The sequence below is a fragment of the Pseudomonas sp. FG36 genome (genome assembly GCF_057809275.1).
Genome location: NZ_JBMDJQ010000013.1, coordinates 1 through 26,287, shown reverse-complemented (window position 1 = coordinate 26,287; position 26,287 = coordinate 1). Strand labels below are relative to the sequence as shown.

General features: G+C 64.6%; 30 protein-coding genes. 6 read left to right on the top strand and 24 right to left on the bottom strand.

Features of this window, described 5'->3' with window-relative positions:
* Nucleotides 1–57: 57 nt before the first annotated feature.
* The 3 genes from cysN to ACODS9_RS12335 form a co-directional block, all read right to left on the bottom strand.
* Nucleotides 58–1,959, bottom strand: coding sequence for a sulfate adenylyltransferase subunit CysN (gene cysN / locus ACODS9_RS12345; protein WP_414535890.1), 1,902 nt, complete (start codon nucleotides 1,957–1,959; stop codon nucleotides 58–60).
* 16 nt (nucleotides 1,960–1,975) lie between these two features.
* Entirely contained in the window at nucleotides 1,976–2,893 is a 918-nt protein-coding gene (gene cysD / locus ACODS9_RS12340; RefSeq protein WP_038707406.1) for a sulfate adenylyltransferase subunit CysD, read from the bottom strand.
* 170 nt (nucleotides 2,894–3,063) lie between these two features.
* A complete protein-coding gene (locus tag ACODS9_RS12335) occupies nucleotides 3,064–3,822 on the bottom strand; it encodes a Nif3-like dinuclear metal center hexameric protein (protein WP_489093977.1) in 759 nt (252 codons plus the stop codon).
* Between the two features lie 206 nt (nucleotides 3,823–4,028).
* Between ACODS9_RS12335 and algW the strand changes: the two genes are divergently transcribed.
* Entirely contained in the window at nucleotides 4,029–5,189 is a 1,161-nt protein-coding gene (algW, locus tag ACODS9_RS12330; RefSeq protein WP_046857030.1) for a Do family serine endopeptidase AlgW, read from the top strand.
* Nucleotides 5,190–5,228: 39 nt separating this feature from the next.
* On the opposite strand, the gene ACODS9_RS12325 is transcribed toward algW, so the two are convergent.
* From ACODS9_RS12325 to ACODS9_RS12310, 4 genes are all read right to left on the bottom strand, one after another.
* Nucleotides 5,229–5,993, bottom strand: a complete 765-nt coding sequence (locus ACODS9_RS12325; RefSeq protein WP_023629378.1) for an amino acid ABC transporter ATP-binding protein — start codon at nucleotides 5,991–5,993, stop codon at nucleotides 5,229–5,231.
* A gap of 10 nt (nucleotides 5,994–6,003) precedes the next feature.
* Entirely contained in the window at nucleotides 6,004–7,101 is a 1,098-nt protein-coding gene (locus ACODS9_RS12320) for an amino acid ABC transporter permease (protein ID WP_046857031.1), read from the bottom strand.
* 10 nt (nucleotides 7,102–7,111) lie between these two features.
* The gene (locus ACODS9_RS12315) at nucleotides 7,112–8,290 is read right to left on the bottom strand and encodes an amino acid ABC transporter permease (protein WP_217867163.1); all 1,179 of its coding nucleotides are present in this window, start codon (nucleotides 8,288–8,290) and stop codon (nucleotides 7,112–7,114) included.
* 67 nt (nucleotides 8,291–8,357) lie between these two features.
* A complete protein-coding gene (locus tag ACODS9_RS12310) occupies nucleotides 8,358–9,386 on the bottom strand; it encodes an amino acid ABC transporter substrate-binding protein (RefSeq protein WP_023629381.1) in 1,029 nt (342 codons plus the stop codon).
* Nucleotides 9,387–9,721: 335 nt separating this feature from the next.
* Between ACODS9_RS12310 and ACODS9_RS12305 the strand changes: the two genes are divergently transcribed.
* Entirely contained in the window at nucleotides 9,722–10,378 is a 657-nt protein-coding gene (locus tag ACODS9_RS12305; RefSeq protein ID WP_038707405.1) for an alpha/beta hydrolase, read from the top strand.
* 92 nt (nucleotides 10,379–10,470) lie between these two features.
* Complete coding sequence (gene rhlB, locus ACODS9_RS12300) at nucleotides 10,471–11,943, top strand: ATP-dependent RNA helicase RhlB (protein ID WP_038707404.1); 1,473 nt, start codon at nucleotides 10,471–10,473, stop codon at nucleotides 11,941–11,943.
* A 49-nt stretch (nucleotides 11,944–11,992) separates the two neighbouring features.
* On the opposite strand, the gene moaE is transcribed toward rhlB, so the two are convergent.
* The 8 genes from moaE to ACODS9_RS12260 form a co-directional block, all read right to left on the bottom strand.
* Nucleotides 11,993–12,442, bottom strand: coding sequence for a molybdopterin synthase catalytic subunit MoaE (gene moaE, locus ACODS9_RS12295; RefSeq protein ID WP_401104859.1), 450 nt, complete (start codon nucleotides 12,440–12,442; stop codon nucleotides 11,993–11,995).
* A gap of 2 nt (nucleotides 12,443–12,444) precedes the next feature.
* Nucleotides 12,445–12,690, bottom strand: a complete 246-nt coding sequence (gene moaD, locus ACODS9_RS12290) for a molybdopterin converting factor subunit 1 (protein ID WP_023629385.1) — start codon at nucleotides 12,688–12,690, stop codon at nucleotides 12,445–12,447.
* On the bottom strand, nucleotides 12,690–13,160 hold the full coding sequence (gene moaC, locus ACODS9_RS12285) for a cyclic pyranopterin monophosphate synthase MoaC (RefSeq protein WP_046857035.1): 471 nt from the start codon (nucleotides 13,158–13,160) through the stop codon (nucleotides 12,690–12,692). Before moaC ends, moaD begins: the two co-directional genes overlap by 1 nt.
* A gap of 123 nt (nucleotides 13,161–13,283) precedes the next feature.
* On the bottom strand, nucleotides 13,284–14,678 hold the full coding sequence (locus ACODS9_RS12280) for a PhoH family protein (protein WP_023629387.1): 1,395 nt from the start codon (nucleotides 14,676–14,678) through the stop codon (nucleotides 13,284–13,286).
* 292 nt (nucleotides 14,679–14,970) lie between these two features.
* Entirely contained in the window at nucleotides 14,971–15,738 is a 768-nt protein-coding gene (gene phnE, locus ACODS9_RS12275; RefSeq protein WP_489093976.1) for a phosphonate ABC transporter, permease protein PhnE, read from the bottom strand.
* Entirely contained in the window at nucleotides 15,735–16,562 is an 828-nt protein-coding gene (locus ACODS9_RS12270) for a PhnE/PtxC family ABC transporter permease (protein WP_489093975.1), read from the bottom strand. Before ACODS9_RS12270 ends, phnE begins: the two co-directional genes overlap by 4 nt.
* Nucleotides 16,556–17,350 (bottom strand): phosphonate ABC transporter ATP-binding protein, encoded by a 795-nt coding sequence (locus ACODS9_RS12265; protein ID WP_489093974.1) that lies wholly within the window; start codon nucleotides 17,348–17,350, stop codon nucleotides 16,556–16,558. Before ACODS9_RS12265 ends, ACODS9_RS12270 begins: the two co-directional genes overlap by 7 nt.
* On the bottom strand, nucleotides 17,347–18,201 hold the full coding sequence (locus tag ACODS9_RS12260; protein ID WP_367857044.1) for a putative selenate ABC transporter substrate-binding protein: 855 nt from the start codon (nucleotides 18,199–18,201) through the stop codon (nucleotides 17,347–17,349). Before ACODS9_RS12260 ends, ACODS9_RS12265 begins: the two co-directional genes overlap by 4 nt.
* A gap of 170 nt (nucleotides 18,202–18,371) precedes the next feature.
* On the opposite strand from ACODS9_RS12260, the gene selD reads away from it, so the two are divergent.
* Nucleotides 18,372–19,406 carry a selenide, water dikinase SelD gene (selD, locus tag ACODS9_RS12255; RefSeq protein ID WP_038707400.1) on the top strand — a complete coding sequence of 345 codons (1,035 nt, stop codon included), beginning with the start codon at nucleotides 18,372–18,374 and terminating at the stop codon, nucleotides 19,404–19,406.
* Entirely contained in the window at nucleotides 19,406–20,518 is a 1,113-nt protein-coding gene (mnmH, locus tag ACODS9_RS12250) for a tRNA 2-selenouridine(34) synthase MnmH (protein WP_489093973.1), read from the top strand. Before selD ends, mnmH begins: the two co-directional genes overlap by 1 nt.
* A gap of 73 nt (nucleotides 20,519–20,591) precedes the next feature.
* On the opposite strand, the gene ACODS9_RS12245 is transcribed toward mnmH, so the two are convergent.
* The 4 genes from ACODS9_RS12245 to ACODS9_RS12230 form a co-directional block, all read right to left on the bottom strand.
* The gene (locus ACODS9_RS12245; protein ID WP_102682472.1) at nucleotides 20,592–21,008 is read right to left on the bottom strand and encodes a hypothetical protein; all 417 of its coding nucleotides are present in this window, start codon (nucleotides 21,006–21,008) and stop codon (nucleotides 20,592–20,594) included.
* 3 nt (nucleotides 21,009–21,011) lie between these two features.
* Nucleotides 21,012–21,452 (bottom strand): Panacea domain-containing protein, encoded by a 441-nt coding sequence (locus tag ACODS9_RS12240; protein WP_046857043.1) that lies wholly within the window; start codon nucleotides 21,450–21,452, stop codon nucleotides 21,012–21,014.
* 117 nt (nucleotides 21,453–21,569) lie between these two features.
* Entirely contained in the window at nucleotides 21,570–21,956 is a 387-nt protein-coding gene (locus tag ACODS9_RS12235; protein WP_489093972.1) for a lysozyme inhibitor LprI family protein, read from the bottom strand.
* A gap of 34 nt (nucleotides 21,957–21,990) precedes the next feature.
* On the bottom strand, nucleotides 21,991–22,911 hold the full coding sequence (locus ACODS9_RS12230; protein ID WP_401104880.1) for a LysR family transcriptional regulator: 921 nt from the start codon (nucleotides 22,909–22,911) through the stop codon (nucleotides 21,991–21,993).
* 91 nt (nucleotides 22,912–23,002) lie between these two features.
* On the opposite strand from ACODS9_RS12230, the gene ACODS9_RS12225 reads away from it, so the two are divergent.
* Nucleotides 23,003–23,470, top strand: a complete 468-nt coding sequence (locus tag ACODS9_RS12225; protein ID WP_401104883.1) for a DMT family transporter — start codon at nucleotides 23,003–23,005, stop codon at nucleotides 23,468–23,470.
* A gap of 5 nt (nucleotides 23,471–23,475) precedes the next feature.
* Here ACODS9_RS12225 and ACODS9_RS12220 read toward each other — a convergent pair whose 3' ends face one another.
* The 5 genes from ACODS9_RS12220 to ACODS9_RS12200 all read right to left on the bottom strand — a co-directional run bounded on the left by ACODS9_RS12220 (nucleotide 23,476) and on the right by ACODS9_RS12200 (nucleotide 25,919).
* Complete coding sequence (locus ACODS9_RS12220; protein ID WP_489093971.1) at nucleotides 23,476–24,015, bottom strand: hypothetical protein; 540 nt, start codon at nucleotides 24,013–24,015, stop codon at nucleotides 23,476–23,478.
* An 84-nt stretch (nucleotides 24,016–24,099) separates the two neighbouring features.
* Complete coding sequence (locus ACODS9_RS12215; RefSeq protein WP_489093970.1) at nucleotides 24,100–24,639, bottom strand: hypothetical protein; 540 nt, start codon at nucleotides 24,637–24,639, stop codon at nucleotides 24,100–24,102.
* A gap of 50 nt (nucleotides 24,640–24,689) precedes the next feature.
* Complete coding sequence (locus tag ACODS9_RS12210) at nucleotides 24,690–25,253, bottom strand: GNAT family N-acetyltransferase (RefSeq protein WP_052062241.1); 564 nt, start codon at nucleotides 25,251–25,253, stop codon at nucleotides 24,690–24,692.
* Between the two features lie 172 nt (nucleotides 25,254–25,425).
* Nucleotides 25,426–25,677 carry a DUF3077 domain-containing protein gene (locus ACODS9_RS12205; RefSeq protein WP_046857049.1) on the bottom strand — a complete coding sequence of 84 codons (252 nt, stop codon included), beginning with the start codon at nucleotides 25,675–25,677 and terminating at the stop codon, nucleotides 25,426–25,428.
* Entirely contained in the window at nucleotides 25,674–25,919 is a 246-nt protein-coding gene (locus ACODS9_RS12200) for a hypothetical protein (RefSeq protein WP_046857050.1), read from the bottom strand. Before ACODS9_RS12200 ends, ACODS9_RS12205 begins: the two co-directional genes overlap by 4 nt.
* Nucleotides 25,920–26,287 lie beyond the last annotated feature (368 nt).

Here is a 26,287-nt window from a genome sequence, read left to right as displayed (position 1 = left end):
GGGCGGCCCTAAATGAAAAACCCCGCCGAAGCGGGGTTTTTCACATCAGGCAATCAATCAGATCGCCCCACGCTGACGCAGCACATCCAGCACCAGCTTCACGCCTTCATCGACGCTGACCGACTGGGTGTCGATCACCAGGTCCGCATCCAGCGGCACATCGAACGGGAAGCTCTCGCCCGGGATGTTGTCGCCACCGGCGGCATACAGGCCCTGAGGGTCACGCTCACGGCATACCAGCGGCGACGCCTGTACATAGACGGTCACCAGGCGCTCCTTGCCGATCAGCGCCCTGGCCTGCTCGCGGCCCTCGGCATCAGGGGCGACGAAGGCGGCCAGGGTCAGCAGGCCGGCTTCGTTGAACTGGCGCGCCACATGGGCGGCGCGGCGCCAGTTCTCGGTGCGCCCGGCGCGGTCCTGCGGCAGACCCTTGTTCAGGTCGTGACGCAGGTTCTGGCCGTCGAGCACGTAGACTGCACGGCCCATGTCGAACAGCTTGCGCTCCACGGCGTAGGCCAGGGTGCTCTTGCCGGCGCCCGACAGGCCGCTGAACAGCACGGTGGCTGGCTGCTGGCCGAAGCGCAGGGCGCGCTCTTCGGTGGACACATGGGCCAGCTTGCCGTGTTGGCCAGTACCGCCGTGCGGCAGGACCGGCGGGGCGATGATCATGCCGGCGCCGACGGTGCCGTTGGTCAGACGGTCGATGACGATAAATGCGCCGGTGGTGCGGTTGCTCTCGTAACCGTCCAGGGCGATGGCGCTGTCCAGGGCGACCTTGACCCGGCCGATCTCGTTGAGTTGCAGCGCGCTGGCAGCGCCCTGCTCCAGGGTATTCACATCGACCTTGTGGCTGATGCTGGCGATCGAGCCCGGCACATAGCTGGTGGCGCGCTTGATGTCGTACTTCTTGCCCGGGAGCATCGGCTCCTCGGCCATCCACACCAGCATGGCGTCGAACTGGTCGGCCACCGTTGGAACATTGTCCGCATGCACCAGCAAGTCGCCACGGGAGATGTCGATCTCGTCTTCCATGGTCAGGGTCACCGCCTGGCCAGGCCCGGCGTTCTCCAGTTCACCTTCATAGGTGACGATGGACTTGACCCGGCTGCTCTTGCCCGACGGCAGCACGACGATCTCGTCGCCCTTGTGCACCACGCCACCGGCGATGGTACCGGCGAAGCCGCGGAAGTTGAGGTTCGGGCGGTTGACGTACTGCACCGGGAAACGCAGGTCGGTGACATTGCGGTCGGCGGCGATCTCGACAGTCTCGAGGATCTCCATCAACGCCGGGCCCGTGTACCACGGCGAACGCTCGCTGCGGTTGACCACGTTGTCGCCCTTGAGCGCCGACATCGGTACGAAGTGCAGGCTGCTCGGCTTGAGGTCGATGCCCTCGGCGAACTTCAGGTAGTCGGCCTTGATCGACTCGAAGACCTGCTCGTCGAAGCCCTTGAGGTCCATCTTGTTGACCGCGACGACGATGTGCTTGATGCCCAGCAGGGATGCGATGTAGCTGTGCCGGCGGGTCTGGGTCTGCACGCCGTAGCGGGCATCGACCAGGATGATCGCCAGGTCGCAGGTCGAGGCGCCGGTGGCCATGTTGCGGGTGTACTGCTCGTGGCCCGGGGTGTCGGCGATGATGAACTTGCGCTTGGCGGTGGAGAAGTAGCGGTAGGCGACATCGATGGTGATGCCCTGCTCGCGCTCGGCCTGCAGGCCGTCGACCAGCAGCGCCAGGTCGACTTCCTCGCCGGTGGTGCCGGACTTCTTCGAGTCACGGGTGATGGCCTCGAGGTGGTCCTCGTAGATCATCTTCGAGTCGTGCAGCAGGCGCCCGATCAGGGTGCTCTTGCCGTCGTCCACGTTGCCGCAGGTGAGGAAACGCAGCAGTTCTTTGCGCTCGTGCTGAGCCAGATAAGCGAGGATGTCTTCGCTGATCAAATCGGATTGGTGCGACATGGAGTAACCCTGAAAATTAGAAGTAGCCCTGACGTTTCTTGTCTTCCATGGAGCCTGCGCCATCGTGGTCGATGACCCGGCCCTGACGCTCGGAAGTCCGCGTCAGAAGCATTTCCTGGATGATGTCGGTCAGCGTTTCGGCTTCGGACTCGACCGCACCCGTCAACGGGTAGCAGCCCAGGGTACGGAAACGCACCTTCTTCTTGACGATGCGCGCCTTCTCTTCCTCGGAGAGGTGCTCAAGGATGCGCTCGTCGTCGATCATGATCAGGGTGCCGTTCTTCTCGATCACTTCACGCTCGGCGGCGAAGTACAGCGGCACGATCGGGATGCCTTCGAGGTAGATGTACTGCCAGATGTCCAGCTCGGTCCAGTTCGACAGCGGGAACACGCGGATCGACTCGCCCTTGTTGACCTTGCCGTTGTAGATGTTCCACAGCTCCGGGCGCTGGTTCTTCGGGTCCCAGCGGTGCTTGCTGTCACGGAACGAGTAGACGCGTTCCTTGGCCCGCGACTTCTCTTCGTCGCGGCGCGCGCCACCGAAGGCGGCGTCGAAGCCGTGCTTGTCCAGCGCCTGCTTCAGGCCCTGGGTCTTCATGATATCGGTGTGCTTGGAGCTGCCATGGGTGAACGGGTTGATGCCCTGCGCCACACCCTCTGGGTTGACGTGGGTGATCAGCTCCAGGCCCATCTCTTCGACCATCTTGTCGCGGAAGCGGTACATCTCCTGGAACTTCCACTGGGTGTCGACGTGCATCACCGGGAACGGCAGCTTGCCCGGGAAGAACGCCTTGCGCGCCAGGTGCAGCATGACCGCGGAATCCTTGCCGATCGAGTACAGCATCACCGGGTTGTCGAACTCGGCGGCCACCTCGCGGATGATGTGGATGCTCTCCGCCTCCAGCTGTTTCAAGTGCGTCAGATTGTCGACCATGGCTACTCACGAAAAACGATCTTATGGACGGCCTGCGGGCCGTGTTCGAGCGAGCCACTTTATCACAGCACCTGATTCTATTTAGGCGGGTGGCTAGATCGAAAAGGTCTAATGATATGACTGGGGGTTTGGGCAAAAAGCATCGCGGGGGCACGCCCGCGATGCGGCCGTCAGATCGGATTCGGGCAATCGATGAACAGGTGCTCCAGGGCAAAGCGACGCGCCAGGTAATCGCCCAGCGCCTGCACGCCATAACGCTCCGTGGCGTGGTGACCGGCGGCGATGAAACTGACGCCGTTCTCGCGGGCACTGTGGAAGGTCTGCTCCGACGCCTCGCCACTGATGAACAGATCGACCCCGACGGCGATGGCGGTGTCGATGTAGCCCTGCCCGCCCCCGGTGCACCAGCCGACCCGACGGATCATCTGCTCACCCTCGATGAGCAGCGGCTCACGCCCCAGCGCCTCCTGCACACGGCGGGCGAAATCCCGCGCCGATACCGGTTCGGCCAGCGAGCCGACCAGGCCCACAACCTTGGGATTGTTGGGGTCCAGCGGACCTTCGACGGTGATGTCCAGCTGGCGCGCCAGCTGCACGTTGTTGCCCACCTCCGGGTGCACGTCCAGCGGCAGGTGGAAGGCCAGCAGGCTGATGTCGTGCTTGAGCAGGGTCTTCAAGCGTCGCTGCTTGATGCCGGTGATGCAGGGGTTTTCACCCTTCCAGAAATAGCCATGGTGCACCAGCACCAGGTCGGCTTCGGCCTCGACCGCGGCGTCCAGCAGCGCCTGGCTGGCGGTCACGCCGCTGACGATGCGGCTGACCTGGGGACGGCCTTCGACCTGCAGGCCGTTGGGGCAGTAATCCTGGATCCTGGCGCTGGCCAGGTAGCGCTCGGCTTCCTCGACCAGGGTATTGAGGGCGACGGCCATGAAAAATCTCCTCGAATTCGGCGTTGCAACGGGCGTCAGGCCCTATAATGGCCGCCATTATGGGCCGTCGCCGGCGTGGGGGAAACCGCTGGCAGGCGCTCGGGGTGTCCAGCCATCGCCGTTCGGTTTCTTCAGGTGTATGATCGCGCCCGCTCGCGCCCCGGGCCCCATAGACACGGCCCCCGCCCCACTCCCAGGATCGATTCATGCTCAAGGCTCTGCGTTACTTCGGCTGGCCCCTGCTCACCGGTGTGCTGATCGCCATGCTGGTCATCCAGCGCTTCCCCGAATGGGTCGGCCTGCCCAGCCAGGACGTCAACCTGCAACAAGCCCCGCAAACCACCAAGCTCATGCAGGGGCCGGTCTCCTATGCCGATGCCGTGACCCTGGCCGCGCCCGCAGTGGTCAACCTCTATACCACCAAGGTGGTGAACAAGAGCGCGCACCCGCTGTTCGAGGACCCGCAGTTCCGCCGCTTCTTCGGCGACAACCTGCCCAAGCAGCGGCGCTGGGAGTCGAGCCTGGGTTCGGCGGTAATCATGAGCCCGGAAGGCTACCTGCTGACCAACAACCACGTCACCAGCGGCGCCGACCAGATCGTCGTGGCCCTCAAGGATGGCCGCGAGACCCTCGCCCGAGTGATCGGCAGCGACCCGGAAACCGATCTGGCAGTACTGAAGATTGACCTCAAGAGCCTGCCGGCGATCACCATCGGCCGCTCCGACAGCATCCATATCGGTGACGTGACCCTGGCCATCGGCAACCCCTTCGGTGTCGGCCAGACCGTGACCATGGGCATCATCAGCGCCACCGGCCGCAACCAACTTGGCCTGAACAACTACGAAGACTTCATCCAGACCGACGCTGCGATCAACCCGGGCAACTCCGGCGGCGCGCTGGTGGATGCCAACGGCAACCTGGTGGGCATCAACACCGCGATCTTCTCCAAGTCCGGCGGCTCCCAGGGCATCGGCTTCGCCATCCCGGTCAAGCTGGCGCTGGAGGTGATGAAGTCGATCGTCGAGCATGGCCAGGTGATTCGTGGCTGGCTGGGCATCGAAGTGCAGCCGTTGAGCCAGGAGCTGGCCGACTCGTTCGGCATGCAAGGCCGCCCCGGTATCGTCGTGGCGGGGATCTTCCGCGATGGCCCGGCGGCGCGCGCCGGCCTGCAACTGGGTGACGTGATCCTGAGCATCAATGGCGAGCCGGCCGGCGACGGGCGCAAGTCGATGAACCAGGTGGCACGGATCAAGCCCAACGAGAAGATTACCATCGAGGTGATGCGCAATGGTCAGCAGCTCAAGCTGGTGGCCGAGGTGGGGTTGCGGCCACCACCAGCGCCGGTGGCCGCAAAAGAAGAGAAGTAAGGCTACAGGAGTGGGGCCGCTCGGGCGGCCCCTGGTACATCAATGCAGGATCTGGCTCAGGAACAGCCTGGTCCGGTCACTGCGCGGCCGGTCGAAGAAGTCATCCGGCGCCGCCTGCTCGACGATCTCACCCTTGTCCATGAAGATCACCCGGTTCGCCACGGTGCGGGCAAAGCCCATCTCGTGGGTCACGCAGAGCATGGTCATGCCATCCTCGGCCAGGCTGACCATGGTGTCGAGCACCTCCTTGACCATCTCCGGGTCCAGCGCCGAAGTCGGTTCGTCGAACAGCATGATCTTCGGCTTCATGCACAGCGCCCGGGCAATCGCCACCCGCTGCTGCTGACCGCCGGACAACTGCCCGGGGTACTTGTGCGCCTGCTCCGGAATGCGCACGCGCTCGAGGAAGTGCATGGCGATTTCCTCGGCCTTGCGCCGCGGCAGCTTGCGCACCCACATGGGCGCCAGGGTGCAGTTCTCGAGGATGGTCAGGTGCGGGAACAGGTTGAAGTGCTGGAACACCATGCCCACCTCGCGGCGGATCGCCTCGATCTGCTTGAGGTCGTTGGTCAGCTCGACGCCGTCGACGACGATACGCCCCTGCTGGTGTTCCTCCAGCCGGTTGAGGCAGCGGATGGTGGTCGACTTGCCCGAGCCCGACGGCCCGCACAGCACGATACGCTCGCCCTGGCGCACGTTCAGGTTGATGTCCTTGAGCACATGGAACTGGCCGTACCACTTGTTCACGCCCTGCATCTGGATGATGCCTTCGGGGCCGGCAGGCTGCTTGATCGCTTCACTCATTTCGAAACTCCTAACGCTTGTGGCCAGTGTCCAGCTTGCGCTCCAGATGCATGGAGTAGCGGGACATACCGAAACAGAAAATCCAGAACACCAGGGCGGCGAACACATAGCCCTCGGTCGCCATGCCCAGCCAGGCCGGGTCGGCCGCGGCCTGCTTGACGCTGTTGAGCAGGTCGAACAGGCCGATGATGATCACCAGGCTCGTGTCCTTGAACAGGGCAATGAAGGTGTTGACGATGCCGGGGATCACCAGCTTGAGCGCCTGGGGCAGGATCACCAGGCCCATCGCCCGCCAGTAGCCCAGGCCCATGGCCGCGGCGGCTTCGTACTGGCCCTTGGGGATGGCCTGCAGGCCGCCGCGCACCACCTCGGCGATGTACGCCGACTGGAACAGGATCACGCCGATCATCGCCCGCAGCAGCTTGTCGAAGCTCATGCCTTCGGGCAGGAACAGCGGCAGCATCACCGAGGACATGAACAGCACGGTGATCAGTGGCACGCCGCGCCAGAACTCGATGAAGGTCACGCAGACCACCTTCACCGCCGGCATGTTCGAACGCCGCCCCAGCGCCAGCAGGATGCCCAGCGGCAACGCGCCGACAATGCCGACCGTGGCGATCACCAGGGTCAGCATCAGGCCGCCCCATTGGCTGGTGGGCACCGTTTCCAGGCCCAGCGTGCCACCGTGCAGCAGGATGTAGGCCAGGATCGGGTACAGCACCAGGAAGCCCAGGCCATACACGGCCTTGCGTGGGAAGCGCTTGATGAACAGTGGAGCCGCGCCGAGTACGGCGAGCCACACCGTCAGGTCGACGCGCCAGCGCAGTTCCGTCGGGTAGTAGCCGTACATGAACTGGCCGAAGCGCTGCTGGATGAACACCCAGCAGGCGCCCTCCTTGGTGCAGTCGGCGCGGGTGGTGCCGACCCAGTTGGCGTCGATGAACGCCCACTGCACCAGCGGCGGCACGATCAGCCACACCAGGTACAGGGCGAACAGCGTCAGCAAGGTGTTGAGCCAGCTGGAGAACAGGTTGGCCCGCATCCAGGCGAGCACGCCAACGGTCTTCACCGGTGGCGGCATGTCGGGTTTGAAAACATGGGCTGTCACGGAAGGACCCTCACCGTTCGATCAGCGCAATGCGCTTGTTGTACCAGTTCATCAACAGCGAAATGCTGATGCTGATGGCGAGATAGACGCTCATGGTGATGGCGATCACCTCGATGGCCTGACCGGTCTGGTTGAGCACGGTACCGGCGAACAGCGAGACCATCTCCGGGTAGCCGATACCGGCGGCCAGCGACGAGTTCTTCGCCAGGTTCAGGTACTGGCTGGTCAGCGGCGGGATGATCACCCGCAACGCCTGGGGAATGATCACCTTGCGCAGCGTCGGGCCTTCGCGCAGGCCCAGCGAGCGGGCTGCCTCGGTCTGGCCGTGGCTGACCGAACGGATACCCGAGCGCACGATCTCGGCGATGAACGCCGCGGTGTAGATGGTCAGCGCCAGGGTCAACGCCAGCAGCTCGGGGATCAGCACCCAGCCACCAACGAAGTTGAAGCCCTTGAGCTGCGGCACTTCCCAGTGCACCGGGCTGCCGAACAGCAACGCGCACACGCCGGGGATGCCGATCAGCAGCAGCAGGCCCACCCAGAACTTGTGGAACGGCTGGCCGGTTTCATCGAAACGCTTGTTGGCCAAGCGCACCATCAACACGATGGCGACGATTGCCAGCACCAATGCGATCACGAACGGCCAGAAGCCCTCGGCCATCGAGGCGCCGGGCATGTTCAGGCCGCGGTTGCTGATGAAGAAGGTGTCGTCGATATTGATGCTGCCCCGCGGCCCCGGCAGGGTCAGGAACACGGCGAAGTACCAGAACAGGATCTGCAGCAGCGGTGGAATGTTGCGGAAGGTCTCCACGTATACCGTCGCCAGCTTGTTGATCATCCAGTTCGGCGACAGCCGCGCCACGCCGATGATGAAGCCCAGCAAGGTAGCCAGGATGATGCCGATGAAGGTCACCAGCAGGGTGTTGAGCAGGCCGATGACGAACACCCGGGCGTAGCTGTCCGATTCCACGTAGGGGATCAGGTGCTGGGCAATGCCGAAGCCGGCACTGCGCTCGAGGAAATCGAAACCGGAGGTGATGCCCCGGTGCTGCAGGTTGGTCTGGGTGTTATGGAACAGGTACCAGCCCAGGCCCACCACGAAGACCACGGTGAGGATCTGGAACAGCCACGCGCGCACACGTGGATCACTAAGGGAAAACCCTTTCCGTGCGCCGATTTGATTTTGCATGAAGTGCCCCGAAAAGAAGGGATTCGAACGACCCGCGGCGGCAGGATGCCGCCGCGGGGTGCAGCCATCAGCGCACAGGTGGCGCGTACTGGATGCCGCCGTTGTTCCACAGGGCATTCATGCCACGGTCGATCTTCAGGTCGGTGCTCTGGCCCAGGTTCTTCTCGAACACTTCGCCATAGTTGCCGACTTGCTTGACGATCTGCACTACCCAGTCCTTGGGCAGCTTGAGGTCCTTGCCGTACTCGCCATCGGCGCCCAGCAGGCGGGCGACGTCAGGGTTCTTGGTGGACTTGGCCTCGGCCTCGACGTTCTTCGAAGTGACCCCTGCTTCTTCCGCGTTGAGCATGGCGAACAGGGTCCACTTGACGATGCTGAACCATTCCTCGTCGCCCTTGCGCACGACGGGGCCCAGGGGCTCCTTGGAGATGGTTTCCGGCAGCACCACGTACTCGGTCGGCGCGGCCAGCTTGGAGCGCTGGGCGAACAGCTGCGACTTGTCCGAGGTCAGCACGTCGCAACGGCCGGACTCCAGCGACTTGGCGCTCTCGTCGGAGGTGTCGAAGGTGATCGGGGTGTACTTCAAGCCATTGGCACGGAAGTAGTCGGAGACGTTCAGTTCGGTAGTGGTACCGGCCTGGATGCAGATGGTGGCGCCGTCGAGCTCCTTGGCGCTGGAGACACCGAGCTTCTTGTTGGCGAGGAAACCGACGCCGTCATAATAGGTGACGCCGGCGAACACCAGGCCCATGCCGGCATCGCGCGAGCTGGTCCAGGTGGTGTTGCGCGACAGCACGTCGACCTCGCCGGACTGCAGCGCGGTGAAGCGCTCCTTGGCGTTGAGCTGGCTGAACTTGACCTTGGTCGCATCGCCGAACACGGCGGCGGCCACGGCGCGGCACACATCGGCGTCGATGCCGACGATCTTGCCCTGTGCGTCAGGCACGGAGAAGCCAGGAAGACCATCGCTCACGCCACACTGGACGAAGCCCTTCTTCTTCACCGCGTCGAGGGTGGCGCCGGCCTGGGCGAAGCTGGTGGCGCCCAGCGCGGCGGCGGCGGTCAGGACTGCCAGGGTGGTTTTCAACATCTTCATCAACAACCTCCAAATCGCTCTTGTTGTATGAGCCGGAATTGCACCGCACCCTTATGAGGCGCATCCGACCCCTTGTTGGCTTGTTTTTGGGTCAATTGGCGCAATGGGCTGTTCTATGACAGCCTTCGATCCACACGAGGGGTGTTACCGGGACCGGCCCACCTCTTCGCATGACAAGGACATAGCAAAGGGCGTACCACAGTCCACGGCTTAAGCGATAAAGCGGTAGTCAAGTAGGAAAAGTTGTAGAGTTGCGACATCTTTTTCTGGCATTAACCGCCGATGCCTACTTTTTACGCACTACATCAGTACGCCAGCACTCTTTCGGAGCAGTCATGACCCAACCGCTGATTCTCGAACCGCAGAAAACCGCCGACGCCTGTGTGATCTGGTTGCACGGCCTGGGGGCCGACCGTTACGACTTCCTACCGGTAGCGGAATTCATGCAGGAACGCCTGCTCAGCACCCGCTTCATCATGCCCCAGGCGCCAACCCGCCCGGTAACCATCAACGGCGGCTACCAGATGCCCAGCTGGTACGACATCAAGGCCATGACCCCGGCGCGGGCCATCGACGAGGCGCAACTGGAAGAGTCGGCCGACCAGGTGATCGCCCTGATCAAGGCCGAACAGGCCAAGGGCATCAACTTGTCGCGCATCTTCCTCGCCGGGTTTTCCCAGGGCGGTGCGGTGGTGCTGCACACTGCCTATATAAAGTGGCAGGAAGCGCTGGGCGGGGTCATCGCCCTCTCCACCTACGCGCCAACCTTCAGCGACGCGCAGCAACTTAGCGCCTGTCAGCAGCGCACGCCGGCGCTGTGCCTGCACGGTGTTCACGACCCGGTGGTGATCCCCTCGATGGGCCGCACGGCGTTCGAGTACCTCAATACCTGGGGGGTGGCCGCCCAGTGGCATGAGTACCCGATGGAACACGAAGTGGTGGTCGAGGAGCTGAAGGACATCCACGACTGGCTGAGCCGCCAGTTGCAGTGATTCTGTAGCCCAGCCCGCATTGCACTACGCCGCGCCCGATTCTTGCATTACACTGCCCGGCGTACATTCCTTAACCAGTTGACGAGACGACCGTGCTCAAGGCACTCAAGAAAATATTCGCCAAAGGTGACGCCGCACCGCCCATCGCCGCGTCCCAACCCGAGCCGGCTCCTCAGCCGGCCGCCGCCCAGGCGCCAGAGCGCCAGGCCGGCAAACCCAGGCCAAAGCCTGCGCCGAAGGCCAAGGCCGAGCCACAAGCCGCCGTCCAGGTCGCCCAACCGCCGCGCGCCGAGTCGCCCGCCAAGGACAAGCCGCGTCGCGAACGCAAGCCCAAACCCCAGGCCAGCCTTTGGAAGCCGGAGGATTTCGTGGTCGAGCCGCAGGAAGGCAAGACGCGTTTCCACGACTTCAAGCTCTCCAATGAGCTGATGCATGCCATCCACGACCTCGGCTTCCCCTATTGCACGCCGATCCAGGCCCAGGTCCTGGGTTACACCCTGCGCGGCCAGGACGCCATCGGTCGGGCCCAGACCGGCACTGGCAAGACCGCCGCGTTCCTGATCTCGATCATCTCGCAGTTGCAGCAGACCCCACCGCCCAAAGAGCGCTACATGGGCGAGCCGCGGGCGCTGATCATCGCCCCGACCCGCGAGCTGGTGGTGCAGATCGCCAAGGATGCCCAGGCACTGACCAAGTACACCGGCCTGAACGTGATGAGCTTTGTCGGCGGCATGGACTTCGACAAGCAGCTCAAGTCGCTGGAAGCACGCCATTGCGACATCCTGGTGGCCACCCCGGGCCGCCTGCTGGACTTCAACCAGCGCGGCGAGGTGCACCTGGACATGGTCGAGGTGATGGTGCTGGACGAGGCCGACCGCATGCTCGACATGGGCTTCATCCCCCAGGTCCGCCAGATCATCCGCCAGACCCCGCCCAAGAGCGAGCGCCAGACCCTGCTGTTCTCCGCCACCTTCACCGACGATGTGATGAACCTGGCCAAGCAGTGGACCACCAACCCGGCCATCGTCGAGATCGAGCCGGAGAACGTTGCCAGCGAGACCGTCGAACAGCACGTCTACGCCGTGGCCGGCAGCGACAAGTACAAGCTGCTGTACAACCTGGTCACGCAGAACAAGTGGGAACGGGTGATGGTGTTCGCCAACCGCAAGGACGAGGTGCGCCGCATCGAGGAAAAACTGGTGCGTGACGGCATCAACGCCGCCCAACTGTCGGGTGACGTGCCTCAGCACAAGCGTATCCGCACCCTGGAAAGTTTCCGTGAAGGGCGCATCACCGTGCTGGTGGCCACCGACGTGGCCGGCCGTGGCATCCATATCGACGGCATCAGCCATGTGATCAACTTCACCCTGCCGGAAGACCCGGACGACTACGTGCACCGCATCGGCCGCACCGGTCGCGCCGGCACCAGCGGCGTGTCGATCAGCTTTGCCGGCGAGGACGATTCGTACCAGTTGCCGGCGATCGAAGAGTTGCTGGGGCGCAAGATCAAGTGCGAGATGCCGCCGGACGAGCTGTTGAAGCCCGTGCCGCGCAAGCATCACTGACAGGCCTCTGTAGGAGCGGGCTTGCCCGCTCCCACGATCACCCTCTCATTCAGTCCCAGCGCCCTGCCGCATCCTGGTCGCTCTGCTTGCCTTCCACCCAACGCGGCCCTTCCTGGGTATTCTCCTTCTTCCAGAACGGCGCCCGGGTCTTCAGGTAGTCCATGATGAAGTTGCAGGCATCGAACGCCGCCTGTCGATGCGCGCTGGCCACGCCGACAAAGACAATCGGCTCGCCCGGTTCCAGGGCGCCGATACGGTGCAGCACCTCGACCTTGAGCAGCGGCCAGCGCCCTTCGGCCTCGACCACGATCTTGGCCAGGGCCTTCTCGGTCATGCCCGGATAGTGCTCAAGGAACATCCCCGCCACCTCCCGGCCATCGTTGAAGTCACGCACATAGCCGACAAAGCCGACCACCGCGCCCACGCCGACATTCGCAGCGTGCATGGCGTTGACTTCGGCGCCCGGGTCGAAGGCCGCCTCCTGAACGCGCACGGCCATGGTCAACCTCCGGTCACGGGTGGGAAGAACGCGATCTCGTCACCCTCTTCCAATGGCTCATCGAGCCGGCACAGCTCTTCGTTGCGGGCACACATCAGGTTCTGCTCGGCCAGCACCGCGTAGTGCCCACCCTTGCCCGCCAAGGCCTGGCGCACATCGTCCAGCACCTTGAAGTCGCCCTCCAGGCGCTCGGCGTCGATGCCCAGCAACTCACGGTAGCGGGCGAAATACATGACCTTGACCTTCATCACCCCTCCACCTTGTAGTGCCCGCTCTTGCCACCGGTCTTCTCCAGCAGGCGCACCTGCTCGATGACCATGCCTTTGTCCACAGCCTTGCACATGTCGTAGATCGTCAGCGCGGCAACGCTGGCGGCGGTGAGCGCCTCCATTTCGACGCCGGTCTGCCCGGCCAGCTTGCAGCGGGCGACGATATGCACCACGTCCTCGCCCTCGGCGGCCAGCTCGACCTTGACGCCGGTGAGCATCAGCGGATGGCACAGCGGGATCAGGTCGCTGGTCTTCTTCGCCGCCTGGATGCCGGCGATGCGCGCCACCGCGAACACGTCGCCCTTGGGGTGTTGGCCATCGACGATCATGCGCAGGGTGTCCGGCAACATGCGCACCCGTGCCTCGGCAATCGCCTCGCGGGCGGTCACGGCCTTTTCAGTGACGTCGACCATGTTGGCGCGCCCCTGGGAATCAAGATGAGTCAGCACTGCTCTGCTCCTGGGAAGGGATAACAGAGTGTAAACCTGCCGGTCAGCTTTGAGCAGAGGGCAGAACAGCGCATCGCGGGGCCAGCCCGCTCCCACGGTGGGAACGGGCTGGCCGGCGACAGGTTACAGGTGCGACTCGGCGTACTCGGCCAGTACCGAGCGTGGCACGCCCTGCAGGGTGATATGAACGCCGTGGGGGAAGTCCTTGAAGCGCTCGGTGAGGTAGGTCAGCCCGGAACTGGTGGCCGACAGGTAGGGGGTGTCGATCTGCGCCAGGTTGCCCAGGCAGACCACCTTCGAGCCGGTCCCGGCACGGGTGATGATGGTCTTGATCTGGTGCGGCGTGAGGTTCTGGCACTCGTCGATGAGGATCAGGCTCTGCTGGAAGCTGCGCCCACGGATGTAGTTCAGCGACTTGAACTGCAGCGGCACCCGCTCGAGGATGTACTCGACACTGCCGTGGGTGCTCTCGTCATCCATGTGCAAGGCTTCGAGGTTGTCGGTGATGGCGCCGAGCCAAGGCTCCATCTTCTCCGCCTCGGTGCCCGGCAGGAAGCCGATCTCCTGGTCCAGCCCCTGCACGCTGCGGGTGGCGATGATGCGCCGGTAGCGCTTGCTGACCATGGTCTGCTCGATGGCCGCGGCCAGCGCCAGGATGGTCTTGCCCGAGCCCGCCGCGCCGGTCAGGTTGACCAGGTGGATATCCGGGTCGAGCAAGGCGAACAGCGCCAGGCTCTGGTGGATGTCCCGTGGCTTGAGGCCCCAGGCTTCCTGGTGCAGCAGCGGTTCCTGGTGCAGGTCGAGCAGCAGCAGCTCGTCGTTGCGGATGCCCTTGATCCAGCCGACGAAGCCCTGTTCGTCGATGATGAACTCGTTGACGTGCACGGCGGGCAAGTTGTCCGTCAACTGCACCCGATGCCAGGTACGGCCACGCTCCTGACGCGTGTCGACCTTGCTCACGCGGTCCCAGAACGACCCTGTGACCGAGTGGTAGCCCTTGGACAGCAAGGACACATCGTCGACCAACTGGTCGGTGCTGTAGTCCTCGGCGGCGATCCCGCAGGCACGCGCCTTCAGGCGCATGTTGATGTCCTTGGTCACCAGCACTACGTCGAGGTCCTTGCGCTTGGCGCGCAGGTCCAGCAGCTGGTTGATGATGATGTTGTCGGCGAGGTTCTCGGGGAGCAGGCGATTGGGCTCGTTGCGCGTGCTCATGAGGATGGACAGGAAGCCCTTGGGCCCGCTCTTGCCGCGCTGGATCGGCACGCCCTGCTCGACATCGCTGGGCGAGGCGTCGCCGAGGGTCTGGTCGATCAGGCGGATGGCCTGGCGACATTCGGCGGCGATGGTCTGTTTACCGGTCTTGAGCTTGTCGAGTTCCTCCAGCACCGTCATCGGTATGGCGACGTGGTGCTCCTCGAAGTTGAGCAGGGCGTTGGGGTCGTGAATCAGGACGTTGGTATCGAGCACATACAGGATTGGCTGGTTGGAGGAAGGGTTGCGTCCTTGGTCATCCATACTCGTTCACCTTATGTGAAAGCCACACGGCGCGAACGGCTGCGCCGCAAAGTGACTGCCGTTCTCCCCGTATCCGCGTCGTTACGGGCGGGAAGCTCACCTGGCAAGGAGGGCGTGGATGACGCCACCTGTGCTGCAGGGTTCGGCTGTCTGGTTCCTTGATACCGCAAAAACCATGACCGAAAAAAGTCTTTTTACGCTCAGGTGAAGTTTATTTTTCGGATTGACGAACAGGGCTTGGCGCGGGCCCGGAGCAGGACTACAGTCAAGGATCAGGTGCCGCGCAATGCCCTCAGGCGCGCACGAAACGCTGGCGCAACACATCGCTCAGGGCATCCACCAGCAACACCAGCACCAGCATGGCGATGATCACCGTGCTGGCCTGGGCCTCCTGGAACAGGCTCAGGGTCGCGTAGAGCATCTGCCCCAGCCCACCCGCCCCCACGAAACCCAGCACGCTGGCCATGCGGATGTTGTTCTCCCAGCGATACAGGCTGTAAGCCAGCAACTGCGGCCACAGGTTGGGCAAGGTGCCGAAGCAGAAGGCCACCACCTGGCTGCCGCCCTGCAGGCGGATCGCCGCCGCAGGCTCGGGCGGTGCATTCTCCAGTGCCTCGGCAAACAACCGCCCCAACACCCCGGCGGTATGCAGCGCCAACGCCAGGGTGCCGGCATTCGGTCCCAGGCCCGCAGCCAGCACGGTCAGCGCCGCCCAGACCAGCTCCGGAATCGCCCGCAGCGCATTGAGCAGCAGGCGCGCCGCGCCCTGCAACGGCAAGCCGAAACGCCCGGCGGCCGGCAGCGCCAGCAACAGGCCGAGCAGCATCGCCAGCAGCGTCCCCATCCCCGACATCGCCAGTGTTTCCAAGGCGCCCTGCCCTACCGCGCGCAGGTGTGCCAGCGACAGGTCCGGGTGCAGGAAACGCGCCGCGTATTCGCCCATCTGCGCCGGCCCGCCACTGCCGACGACCGCTGCCAGGTCCAGCTCCAGATAAGCGAACGACGCCAGCACCGCCGCCAGGATCGCGACGATCACCAGCCCATTGATCACCCGGTTCATGCCAGCCTCCCGCGCAGGAAACGGCTGAGCAAGTCGGCCAGCACGACCAGCAGCAGGAAAGTCAGCAGCATGCTCGCCACCTCGGCACCGGCGAACATGCGCATCGACAGATCGATCTGCTGGCCCAGTCCACCGGCACCGACGAAGCCCATCACCACCGAGGCGCGCACCGCGCACTCCCAGCGGTACACGGTGTAGGACACCACTTCGCTCGCGGCCTCAGGGAGGGTGCCGTAGAGAAACGCCGACAGGCGGCTGCTGCCGGCCTGCAGCAAGGCATGGGCCGGGCGCTGGTCCACCGACTCGAAGATCTCCGCGTAGACCTTGCCGAGCATGCCGCTGTAGGTGATGGCGATGGCCAGCACGCCGGCAGTCGGGCCCAGGCCCACGGCGCGGACGAACAGCAGCGCCCAGACGATCTCGGGCACGCTGCGCAGGAAGATCAGCAGGCCGCGCACCGGCAGGCGCGCAGCCCGGGACCATGGCCCCAGGCGCCCTGCACTGGAAGCGGCCCGCAACGACAACGCCCGGCTGGCCAACAGGCTGGCCGGGACCGCCAGCAGCAACGCCAGGGTCATGCCCGCGGTGGCCACGGCCAGGGTCTGCACCGTGGCCGTGAGCAGCAAATCGAGAAACCCGGCATCGTGGGCCGGGGGCCAGAACGCGCTGACGAAGCCGGCCATCTGTTGACGGTTCTCGGCCTGCAACAGCACGCCGGGGTCAAGCTCGCTCAAGTGCAGGCCCGGCCACAGCAGCGCCAGGCACAGCAGGGTCAGCAGCAAACGCGGCAAGGCAGCGGGATCGCGCTGGTCAGTGCTCAGCATCGCGGGATCTGCACCTGCAGGCTCGCCGTCGCGGCGACAGGCGATGTCAGTTGCTCATTGGCGTACAAGGCGTCGAGCATCGCTTCGCTGACCGCTTGCGCCGGGCAATCGAACGCCACCTGCCCGGCGCGAATGCCGACGATGCGCGGAAAGTGCGCGAGGGCGAGCTCCACCGCGTGCAGGCTGGCGACCAGCGTCACGCCATGGGCCAGGGCATGACGATTGAGCAACGCCAGGCTGTGATCGGCAAGCACCGGGTCCATGGCCGAGACCGGCTCGTCGGTCAGCAGCACTTCAGGTCGCTGGTACAAGACGCGGGCGATGCCAACCCGTTGCAACTGTCCCCCCGACAACTGCCCGCACTGGGCGAACAACTTGTCAGCCATGCCCAGCTCGGCCAGTGCCGCGCGGGCACCGGGAATATCCCCGGGGTGAATCAGGTTGAGTAGCCCGCGCAAGGTGCCCCACTGCCCCAGGCGCCCCGCCAGCACGGCGGTGACCACCCGCTGGCGCGGCGGCAGGGGCGGTGCCTGGTGCACCAGGCCGACCCGTGCACGCAAGCGCTGGCGGGCGCGGGCAGACAGTGCCCAGGGCTGCTCGCCCAACAACTCCAGGCGCCCGCCACTGGGCGGCACGGCAGTGGCCATCAGGTGCAGCAGGCTGGACTTGCCGGCGCCGGACGGACCGATGATCGCCACCCGCTCGCCTTGGCCGATGTGCAGGTCCAGCGCGCTCAAGGCCTGGACCTGGCCATGGCGCACGCTGGCGCCCTGAACACGAATACTCACTTGAGCAGGCCGGCCTCGCGCGCGGCTTGCTCGGTGCCCTGGTAATTCTCCGGCTTGGTTTCGATGAAGCGGCTGGCGGCCTGCAGGTCGAGGATCGCCTTGTCCGCAGGTTTGGCCGGATCCAGGGCGAGGAAGGCCTGCTTGATCTTCTCTTTCAGCGCCGGGTCCATGTTGCCGCGCACGGTCCAGTTGTAGTCGAAGTACTCCGGCGTGGTGGCGAACACCCGCACCTTGCTGGTGTCGACCTTGCCGGCGGCGACCAGCTTGTCCCAGACGCTGGCGTTGAGCACGCCGGCATCGGCCTTGCCGGCCTGGACCCAGGCGGCGGTGGCATCGTGGGCGCCGGAATAGGCGACGCGGCTGAAGTATTCCTCAGGCTTGATGTTGTCGTTCTTGAGCATGAAGTAACGCGGCATCAGGCTGCCCGAGGTGGACGAAATCGAACCGAAGGCGAAGGTCTTGCCTTTGAGGTCCTTGAGGCTCTTCACGTCCGGGTTGGCGGTGATGAACTTGCTGGTGAACTTGGCATCCTGCTCACGCTGCACCAGCGGCGTGGCCTTGGGGTCCTTCAGGTGCACCTGGACGAAGGTGAAGCCCCCCAGCCAGGCCAGGTCCAGGCGGTCACTGGCCAGCGACTCGACCACCGCCGGGTAGTCGGCCACCGGTACGAACTGCACCTTCATGCCCAGTTGCTGCTCGAGGTACTCGCCCAGTGGCTTGAACTTGCGTAGCAGTTCGGTCGGTGCCTCGTCGGGGATGGCGCTGACGCGCAGCACATCGGCGGCCTGGGCGACCACGGCGCAGCAGGACAGCGCGAGACCGGCAAACAGTGCCAAGGGGCGTTTGAGCATGGGGGATTCTCCGGTTCGATAGCGGGGCATGGTTCGATGTCGCATCGCGGGGTTTTCCCGGCGTGGGAGCGGGCTTGCCCCGCGATGCTGGCAAACGAGGGAAGTATAAGAGCCGCAGGCACAAAGGTCAGCTTTGCTACAATCGCGCATCACGAAAAGTCGAGGTGCACATGAGCGAGCCGATTCGTCTGACACAGTACAGCCACGGCGCTGGCTGTGGCTGCAAGATTTCTCCCAAGGTCCTGGATGTGATCCTCGCCGAGAGCGGCACCCAGGCGCTAGACCCGAACCTCTGGGTCGGCAACGCCTCGCGCGACGACGCTGCCGTCTACGCCCTGGATGACGAGCGCGGCGTGGTCTCGACCACCGACTTCTTCATGCCCATCGTCGACGACCCTTACGATTTCGGCCGCATCGCCGCCACCAACGCCATCAGCGACATCTACGCCATGGGCGGCGACCCGCTGATGGCCATCGCCATCCTCGGCTGGCCGATCAACGTATTGCCGCCGGAGGTCGCCCGCGAAGTGATCCGCGGTGGCCGCGCGGTCTGCGCAGAGGCCGGCATCCCATTGGCCGGTGGCCACTCCATCGACGCCCCGGAACCGATCTTCGGCCTGGCCGTCACCGGCGTGGTAAGCAAGCGCCACCTCAAGCGCAACGACACCGCCAGCGTCGGCTGCCGCCTGTACCTGACCAAGCCGCTGGGCATCGGCATCCTCACCACTGCCGAGAAGAAGGCCAAGCTGCGCGAACAGGACCAGGGACTGGCACGCGACTGGATGTGCACCCTGAACACCCCCGGCAGCCGCTTCGGCAAGCTCGACGGCGTGCAGGCCATGACCGACGTCACCGGCTTCGGCCTGCTTGGCCACCTGGTCGAAGTCGCCGAAGGCAGCGGTCTCACCGCCCGCCTGCAGTTCGCTGCGGTGCCGCGCCTGCCCAGCGTCGAGCATTACCTGGCCGAGGGTTGCATCCCCGGCGGCACCTTGCGCAACTTCGACAGCTACGGCCACAAGATCGGCGCGCTGAGCGACGAACAGAAGCACCTGCTGTGCGATCCGCAGACCAGCGGTGGCCTGCTGGTGGCAGTCAGCCCACAGGGCGAGGCCGAATTCCTCGCCGTGGCACGGGAGCTCGGGCTCGAACTGGCGCCGATCGGCGAGCTGGTCGAGCGACAGAGCCACGCAGTCGAGGTGATCTGATGCGCCCCGACTGCACCGATCTGAAACGGCTGTTCCTCGACAACGTGCCGCTGATGGACATGCGCGCGCCGATCGAATTCACCAAGGGCGCCTTCCCCGGTGCGGTCAACCTCCCCCTGATGACCGACCAGGAGCGGCAGAAAGTCGGCACCTGCTACAAGCAGCAGGGCCAGGCCGCCGCCATCGCCCTGGGCCACCAGCTGGTCAACGGTGCGGTGAAGCAGCAACGCCTCGACGCCTGGGCGGCCTTCACCCAGGATCACCCCGACGGCTACCTCTACTGCTTCCGCGGCGGGTTGCGCTCGCAGATCGTCCAGGGCTGGCTCAAAGAAGCCGGCATCCAGTATCCGAAGGTGGTGGGCGGCTACAAGGCCATGCGCACCCTGCTGCTGGAGACCACTCAACAAGCGGTGCAACACTGCGACTTCGTGCTGGTGGGCGGCCTGACCGGCACCGGCAAGACCGACGTGCTGCTCCAGCTGGACAACGTGCTGGACCTGGAAGGCCATGCCAACCACCGCGGCTCCAGCTTCGGCAAGCGCGCCACCGCGCAGCCGGCGCAGATCGATTTCGAGAACGCGCTGGCCATCGACATTCTGAAAAAACGTGACCGGGGCATCGGCCAGTTCGTGCTCGAGGACGAAGGTCGCGTGGTCGGCAGCTGCGCGGTGCCGCTGGAGTTGTACCAGGGCATGCAGCGCTATCCGCTGGTGTGGCTTGAAGACAGCTTCGAGCATCGCGTGGAACGCATCCTGCGCGACTACGTGATCAACCTGTGTGCCGAGTTCATCGCCGTGCACGGTGCGGAGGCCGGCGGCCCGCTGTTCGCCGAACGCATGCGCCAGAGCCTGATCAACATCCACAAGCGCCTGGGCGGCGAGCGCTTCCAGCGGCTGTCGGCCTTGCTCGACCAGGCACTGGACGAGCAGTTGCGCAGCGGCGACGTGAGCCTGCACCGAGGGTGGATAGAAGGGCTGCTCAAGGAATACTACGACCCGATGTACGCCTACCAGCGTGCAGCCAAGGCACAGCGGATCGAATTCGCCGGAGACGGGGTGGAAGTGCGCGAGTACCTGAAGGCCCGGGCACTGCGTGAGCAACGCGGCGCCTGATTCGCAAGCCCGCTCCTACTCCCCTGTTGGAGCGGGCTTGCCCGCCCAACCAAAGGGGTCACTGTACTTCGCGTCAATGCTTGTACAACTTGAACTCACGATCTATCCAGATCACATGAAAAATCCGCCCACTGCGGTACCCCACCATCGCCACCAGGTCGAAAGCCCTGAACGCCAGCAGCCGAACATCTTCAGTGAGGAATGAAGGTAATACAGCCCTGATACTGCCGCGCGAAATCGTCTCCGTACCATAGCCGTGGCGATCGAGCTGGCGGATCTCTCGCCACGTGCGTTGACTGATCTGACGCAAGCGCTCGAGCATCCTGGCGCGCTCTGCCTGCTGGCAGTCCTGAATGCACCAACCTGATTGCAGATACTCCAGTGAGAACACCGGGGGGCGCAGGTCCGATTCGTCAGACTCGCCTGCCATGTGGCGTGCCCTTACCTGATTTCCCTGGGCATCTCGCTCCTTGAGCCGCTTACGTACCATCGCTCAGTTCACCAGGTGATTCCTGAAATACCGTTGCATTTCGTCCCGGGGAATCTCCCGGCTGAAAGCGCCCTCCTGATAGTTGTCCCGCCAAGGGTCTTCTTCATGGGTCAGTTGACGGAGCTTCCACGCCGAATACTGCCCATAGACCTCGAAGACCTCTTTGATCAGGCGGGTCTGATCCCTGGAAAAGCAGGTCGGCTCGAACACTGCAGGCATCGGGATCGGGTTCGAGCCATGCTGGCTGAACCGACGGTAGAGATCGGCCACGACCGGGCCATGCATCCAGGCCTCGATACGCTCTTCGAACAACGGGGCGCCCAGCAAGGCCAGGCTGAAGCCCTGCGCGTAGTAGACGAGCTTCTGCAGCTTCAGGTTCGAGATCTCACCCGTCTCGCCTTCCAGGGTGAGGAAGTAATTGGCGACATCGATGCTTTCAGGCATGTGCTCCTCCCTTGGTGAACGTGCTGCCCATGAGCTGTACAAAAATACAGCCATCAGGGTCGCGGCGATACCCTTTAGCCGACCAGTTCACCCACCAATCTGTAAGCTGATGCTGCGCTACTGCCCCGGGCTGAGCACCCGTTCCAGCTCCGCCGCCCGGTCCTTGCTCATGTCCATCTCGCACATCGCGCCTTCGATGCGGTAGATGCTGCCGTTGCTCAACTTGCCGTGGAACGCGCAGTTGCCGTCGCGGTACTTCATCCAGGTGCGCTGGATCTCGCGCAGGTCCTTCTGCTGCTGGCTGTCGAGCTTGGCCATCAGCTGCTTGTAGACCCGGTTCAGCCGGTCATCCTGCAACCGGGTCTCGGCCTGGATGCAGGCGCCCATGGCCAGGGTGCTGGAGGCTTTGTCCATGCACTGGGTGTAGGTGGGCGAATAGTCCTCGGCCTGGGCGCCGGCGACGATCAGCAGGGCAGCGGCGCCGACCAGGCAATGCTTGAACATGGGCTTTCCTTTTCGCAAATGAATGCGGCACAGCCTAGCACCCTGCCGCGTCGTCGTTCACGCACAGCGCCTGGATTTGCGCCCGCAGCCAGCGGTGCCCGGCATCGCCGTCGCGCCGCGAGTGCCAGGCCTGGGCGAAGGCGAACGGCGAGATCGCCAGGGGCGGCGCGAACTGGCGCAGGGCAGGGTCCAGGCGAGCACCGGCGAGGCTGCGCCGGGCCACGGTGAGCACCAGGTCGGTCCCGGCAATCACACTTTGGGCCACGCCCCAATGCGGCAGGGTCAGGGCGATGCGCCGACGCGCGCCCAAGGTGGCCAGGGCCTGGTCGATCTCGTTGTCGATGCCGGGGCGCACCGCCACCAGCACATGTGGCCGCGCCAGCCACAGGTCCAGCGCCAGGCCGCCGCGGGGCGGCAGGCTGGCGCGGTCGGCCAGGCAGACGAAGGACTCCTCGAACAGCACCCGCTGGGCCATTTCCGTCGGCAGCTCGGGAAACACACCCAGCGCCAAGTCCGCCTCGCCGTCGATCAACTGGCCGAGCATCGCCTCGCGGCTACCCTGGGACACCACCAGGTCGATGCCCGGTGCTTCGCGCCGCAACAGACGCATCAGCGACGGCAACACCACGCGGGCGCCGTAGTCGGACATGGCCAGGCGAAAGGTACGCCGAGCCCGCGCCGGCTCGAAGCCCGGCGTGCCGAGCAATCCGTCGAGTTGCTGCAAAGCCTCCTGCAACGGCGCGTGCAGGGCTTCGGCGCGGGCCGTCAGTTGCAGGCGGCCACCGCGTCGCACCAGCAGCGGATCGGCGAAGATCTCGCGCAACTGCGCCAACGCATGGCTGACCGCCGGCTGGCTGCGGTGCAGGCGCAATGCCGCACGCGAGACATGCTGCTCGCTGAGCAGGGCGTGCAGGGTCAGCAGTAGATTGAGGTCGATACGGCGCAAATCATCCATGTCACGAATACAGCCTGTACGAAGTTCGAATTTCCATCATTGAAGTGCATAGCGAAGACTGAGGCCAGTGTTTTGATCAGGAGTAGACACCATGCCCGCCAGCCTCTTCGCCACCCTCCCCTTGCTCATCGCCCTGCTCGCCGGAGCGGCCGTGCCGTTTCAGGCGGGCAGCAACGCCGCGCTCGGGCGCCTGCTCGGTCATCCGCTGTGGGCGGCCGGGGTGTCGTTGCTGGTCAGCCTGCTGATGCTGGTGCCGGCCCTGCTGCTGATGCGCGCGCCGCTGCCACAGGTGCAGCAACTGGCCCATGCGCCCTGGTGGGCCTGGTTCGGCGGGGTTGCCGGGGTGCTCTACATCACCGCCGCGCTGGTGCTGACGCCACGGCTAGGCGCGGCGGGGTTCATCGTCTGCGTGGTGGCCGGGCAGGTGCTGTCGTCGCTGCTGATCGACCAGTTCGGCCTCATGGGCCTGCCGGAGCGACCTGTGAACCTGCTCCGGCTCGCGGGAGTGGGAATGATCGTGCTTGGGATGATCGCGGTGCAGTGGGGCACGGCGCGTTAAGGCCATCACAAGGTGCGCGGCTGCTCCGGCGGCACGATCACCTTGTGCGGCTCGAAGCGCAACGACGGCATCTGCGTACCGGCATACAGCGCCACGCTCAGGGCCGCGATCAGCGCCACATCGAGCCAGCCCCAGCCCGGTACATCCGCTGCTGAACGCGCCTTCCAGCACCACCATAGCTGCCCCATGCAAAACACCAGGATCGCCAGCAACCACAGGTAGAAGCCCGCGCCAAAGCCGGTCACATCCTGGAAGGCGTAGCTCTGGTTGTCCGGCAAGCGGGTGATGGCGAAGCTGCTGGCCGCCAGATACAGCGCCAGCAGGCCGCACCCCAGCGCCAGGCGGCGGAACCGTCGGTGGGAAAGGATCGCCAACGCCAGCAGTGGGTTGGCGAACCACTGGTACAGGCCGAAGGCGATACCCCACGGGCCGTAGAGCAGCATCTGCAATGCCGGTACATGTCGCCCTGCGCCTGTCAGGGCACCATCGAAGGCCAGGCTCAGCAGGTACAGGGCGAGGCTTGTGGTCAGGTAGAAAGCGGGCAAGTCAGGCACCTGGTAAAAGCGGACGAGCTGCGACCTTAACCCAGCCCCTGCCGTCTTTCCAAACCCAAGGCGCGTCCGGAGAGTTCAGCCTGCCTGTACCTGCTCCATTGGCTCGTCGGAACTACGAATTTGCACGCCCAGGCTGGGCATCTGAGTCGCCAGGTAGATGGTGCTCGTCAGCACCGCGATCAGCAGCACATCGAACCAGCGCCAGCGCGGCATATCCTGCGCCGTCTGCGCCTTGCGGCACCACCACCCCTGCCCCAGGCAGAACAGCAGGATTGCCAGTGTCCACAGGTAGTAGCCGGGGCCGAAACCGGTAAGCGGCAGGAAATCATAGCTGCGGTTGTCCGGCAGCCGCTCGATGCCCAGGCAACTGAGCGCCAGGCCCAGGGCGATCAGGCCAGCGGCAAGCGCCACCCGGCGAAAACGCCGGCGGGCGAGGATTGCCAGCCCCAGCAACGGATTGGCAAACCACTGGTACAACCCGAAGGCAATGCCCCATGGGCCCATGAGCAGTATCTGCACCGCCGGCATATGCCCGTCGACGCCCATCAGCAGGCCATCGAAACACAGGCAAAGAAGGAACAGCACAAGGGTGAACATCACATAAAAAGCAGGCACGCGCAGGCTCCATCCAGCAGCGAAAGGCGCGACCATAGCGCAAGCGGGCGTCAGGCGACAGGCGGTTCGAGCAGCAGACCGTAAAGCCCCGAGTCAGACAGCTCGCCGGCCACGCACCAGCGCGCGCGCAGGGTGCCCTCCAGGACGAAGCCCTGGCGCTCCAGGGTACGTGCCGAACCCTGATTGCGCGGGTCGATTTCCGCCTCCAGGCGGCGCAGGTGAAGGGTGTGGGCCAGGTAGTCGATGAAGCAGGTCAGCGCTTCGTCCATGTAGCCCCGGCCCTGGGCGGACTTGGCCAGGCAGTAGCCGATTTCGCCCCGGCGCGAGGCCTCTTCGAGGTTGAACAGCTGGACCATGCCGATCAGCTCGCCGTTGTCACGACGGTACATGCCCAGCTTGAGCAACTGACCGGCGGCATACGCCTCGCGGTCGGCAGCCAGGGCGCTCTCGGCCTCGGCCAGGGTCTGCCAGGGGGCGTGGTACCAGTAACGCATGACCTCGGGGTCGGCCATGATGGTCAGCCACTGCTGCGCGTCGCCATGACGCATGGGCCGCAACTGCAGGCGTGGGCTGTCGAGGCACAGGTCGCTGGGGAAACTGCGGGGGTCGGGCACGCCGGGACTCCTGTCCGGTGGTGAGGAGATGACAGTCTAACGACAGTGGCTCGGTCTGGCATCCCTGGGGCCGCTTTGCGGCCCTTTCGCCAGCAAGCCGGCTCCCACAGGCATTACACAAAACCCGGTGGGAGCCGGCTTGCCGGCGAAAAGGCTGCGCAGCAGCCCCCATTCACCGCGCTCGATTCAACCCCAATTCCATGTCATCGATCAGCCCCTTGGCCAGCCCACTGAGAATCCGTGCGGCACTGCCGGCCATGAGGTCCCCTTCCATCTCCGCCTCGGTGGTGAAATGCGCCACGCAGCCGAGCAGCACCGACAGGTCGCTGAAGGCGTGGTCGAACGGGATGCCGGGCTGGATGCAAAAGATCTCGAGGCAGGTGGTCTTGCCCTGGGTCGGCCCGGGCTTGAAGTCGTCGCTCATACCGGCGCCCCCTTGGCCCGGGCGTGGCGGACCAGCGAGATGACCAGTTGGCCGAGGATCTCGACGCTGTCCATCATCACGTCAAGGCGCGCGTCGCGCTGGCAGACGGTGTAGGCGTGGACGGTGTCGCTGAGGGTGTGCATCAGCTTGTTGGCGTGGGCCATGGCTTCCTCGGGGTCGAGGTCGCTGATGATGGTGACGAAGGGGATTGGATAGGGTGGATCAGGTACTAGTTTTTTCATAGTTGTTACTCTGGAAAGGGTTTCTAGAGCAACCACCAGCATCCTTCTCACAGACAAGGGTGGCAGCCGTACGCGAGGTGAGAGGACCGTGTCCAGACACCACGGCCAGACCGAAGTCTGCGCGCGCACGGCTGCCATAACAGGCAACCTGGATCTGGACATGGACGGGCTTCTCACACCCGGGTCGCCAAATGTGACGACCCAGAGACGGTACCCCTGATGTATTTCCCGGCCAATTCAGAGCCTTCCGGCAGGCGCGTAGGATAGGTCCGAAGCTCTGGCTGGCTGAAGGATTTGGTTTCAATTTCGGAAAAATCTTACGCATGCAGAAACGTATCGCGGGGCAAGCCCGCTGCCACGAGACTTGA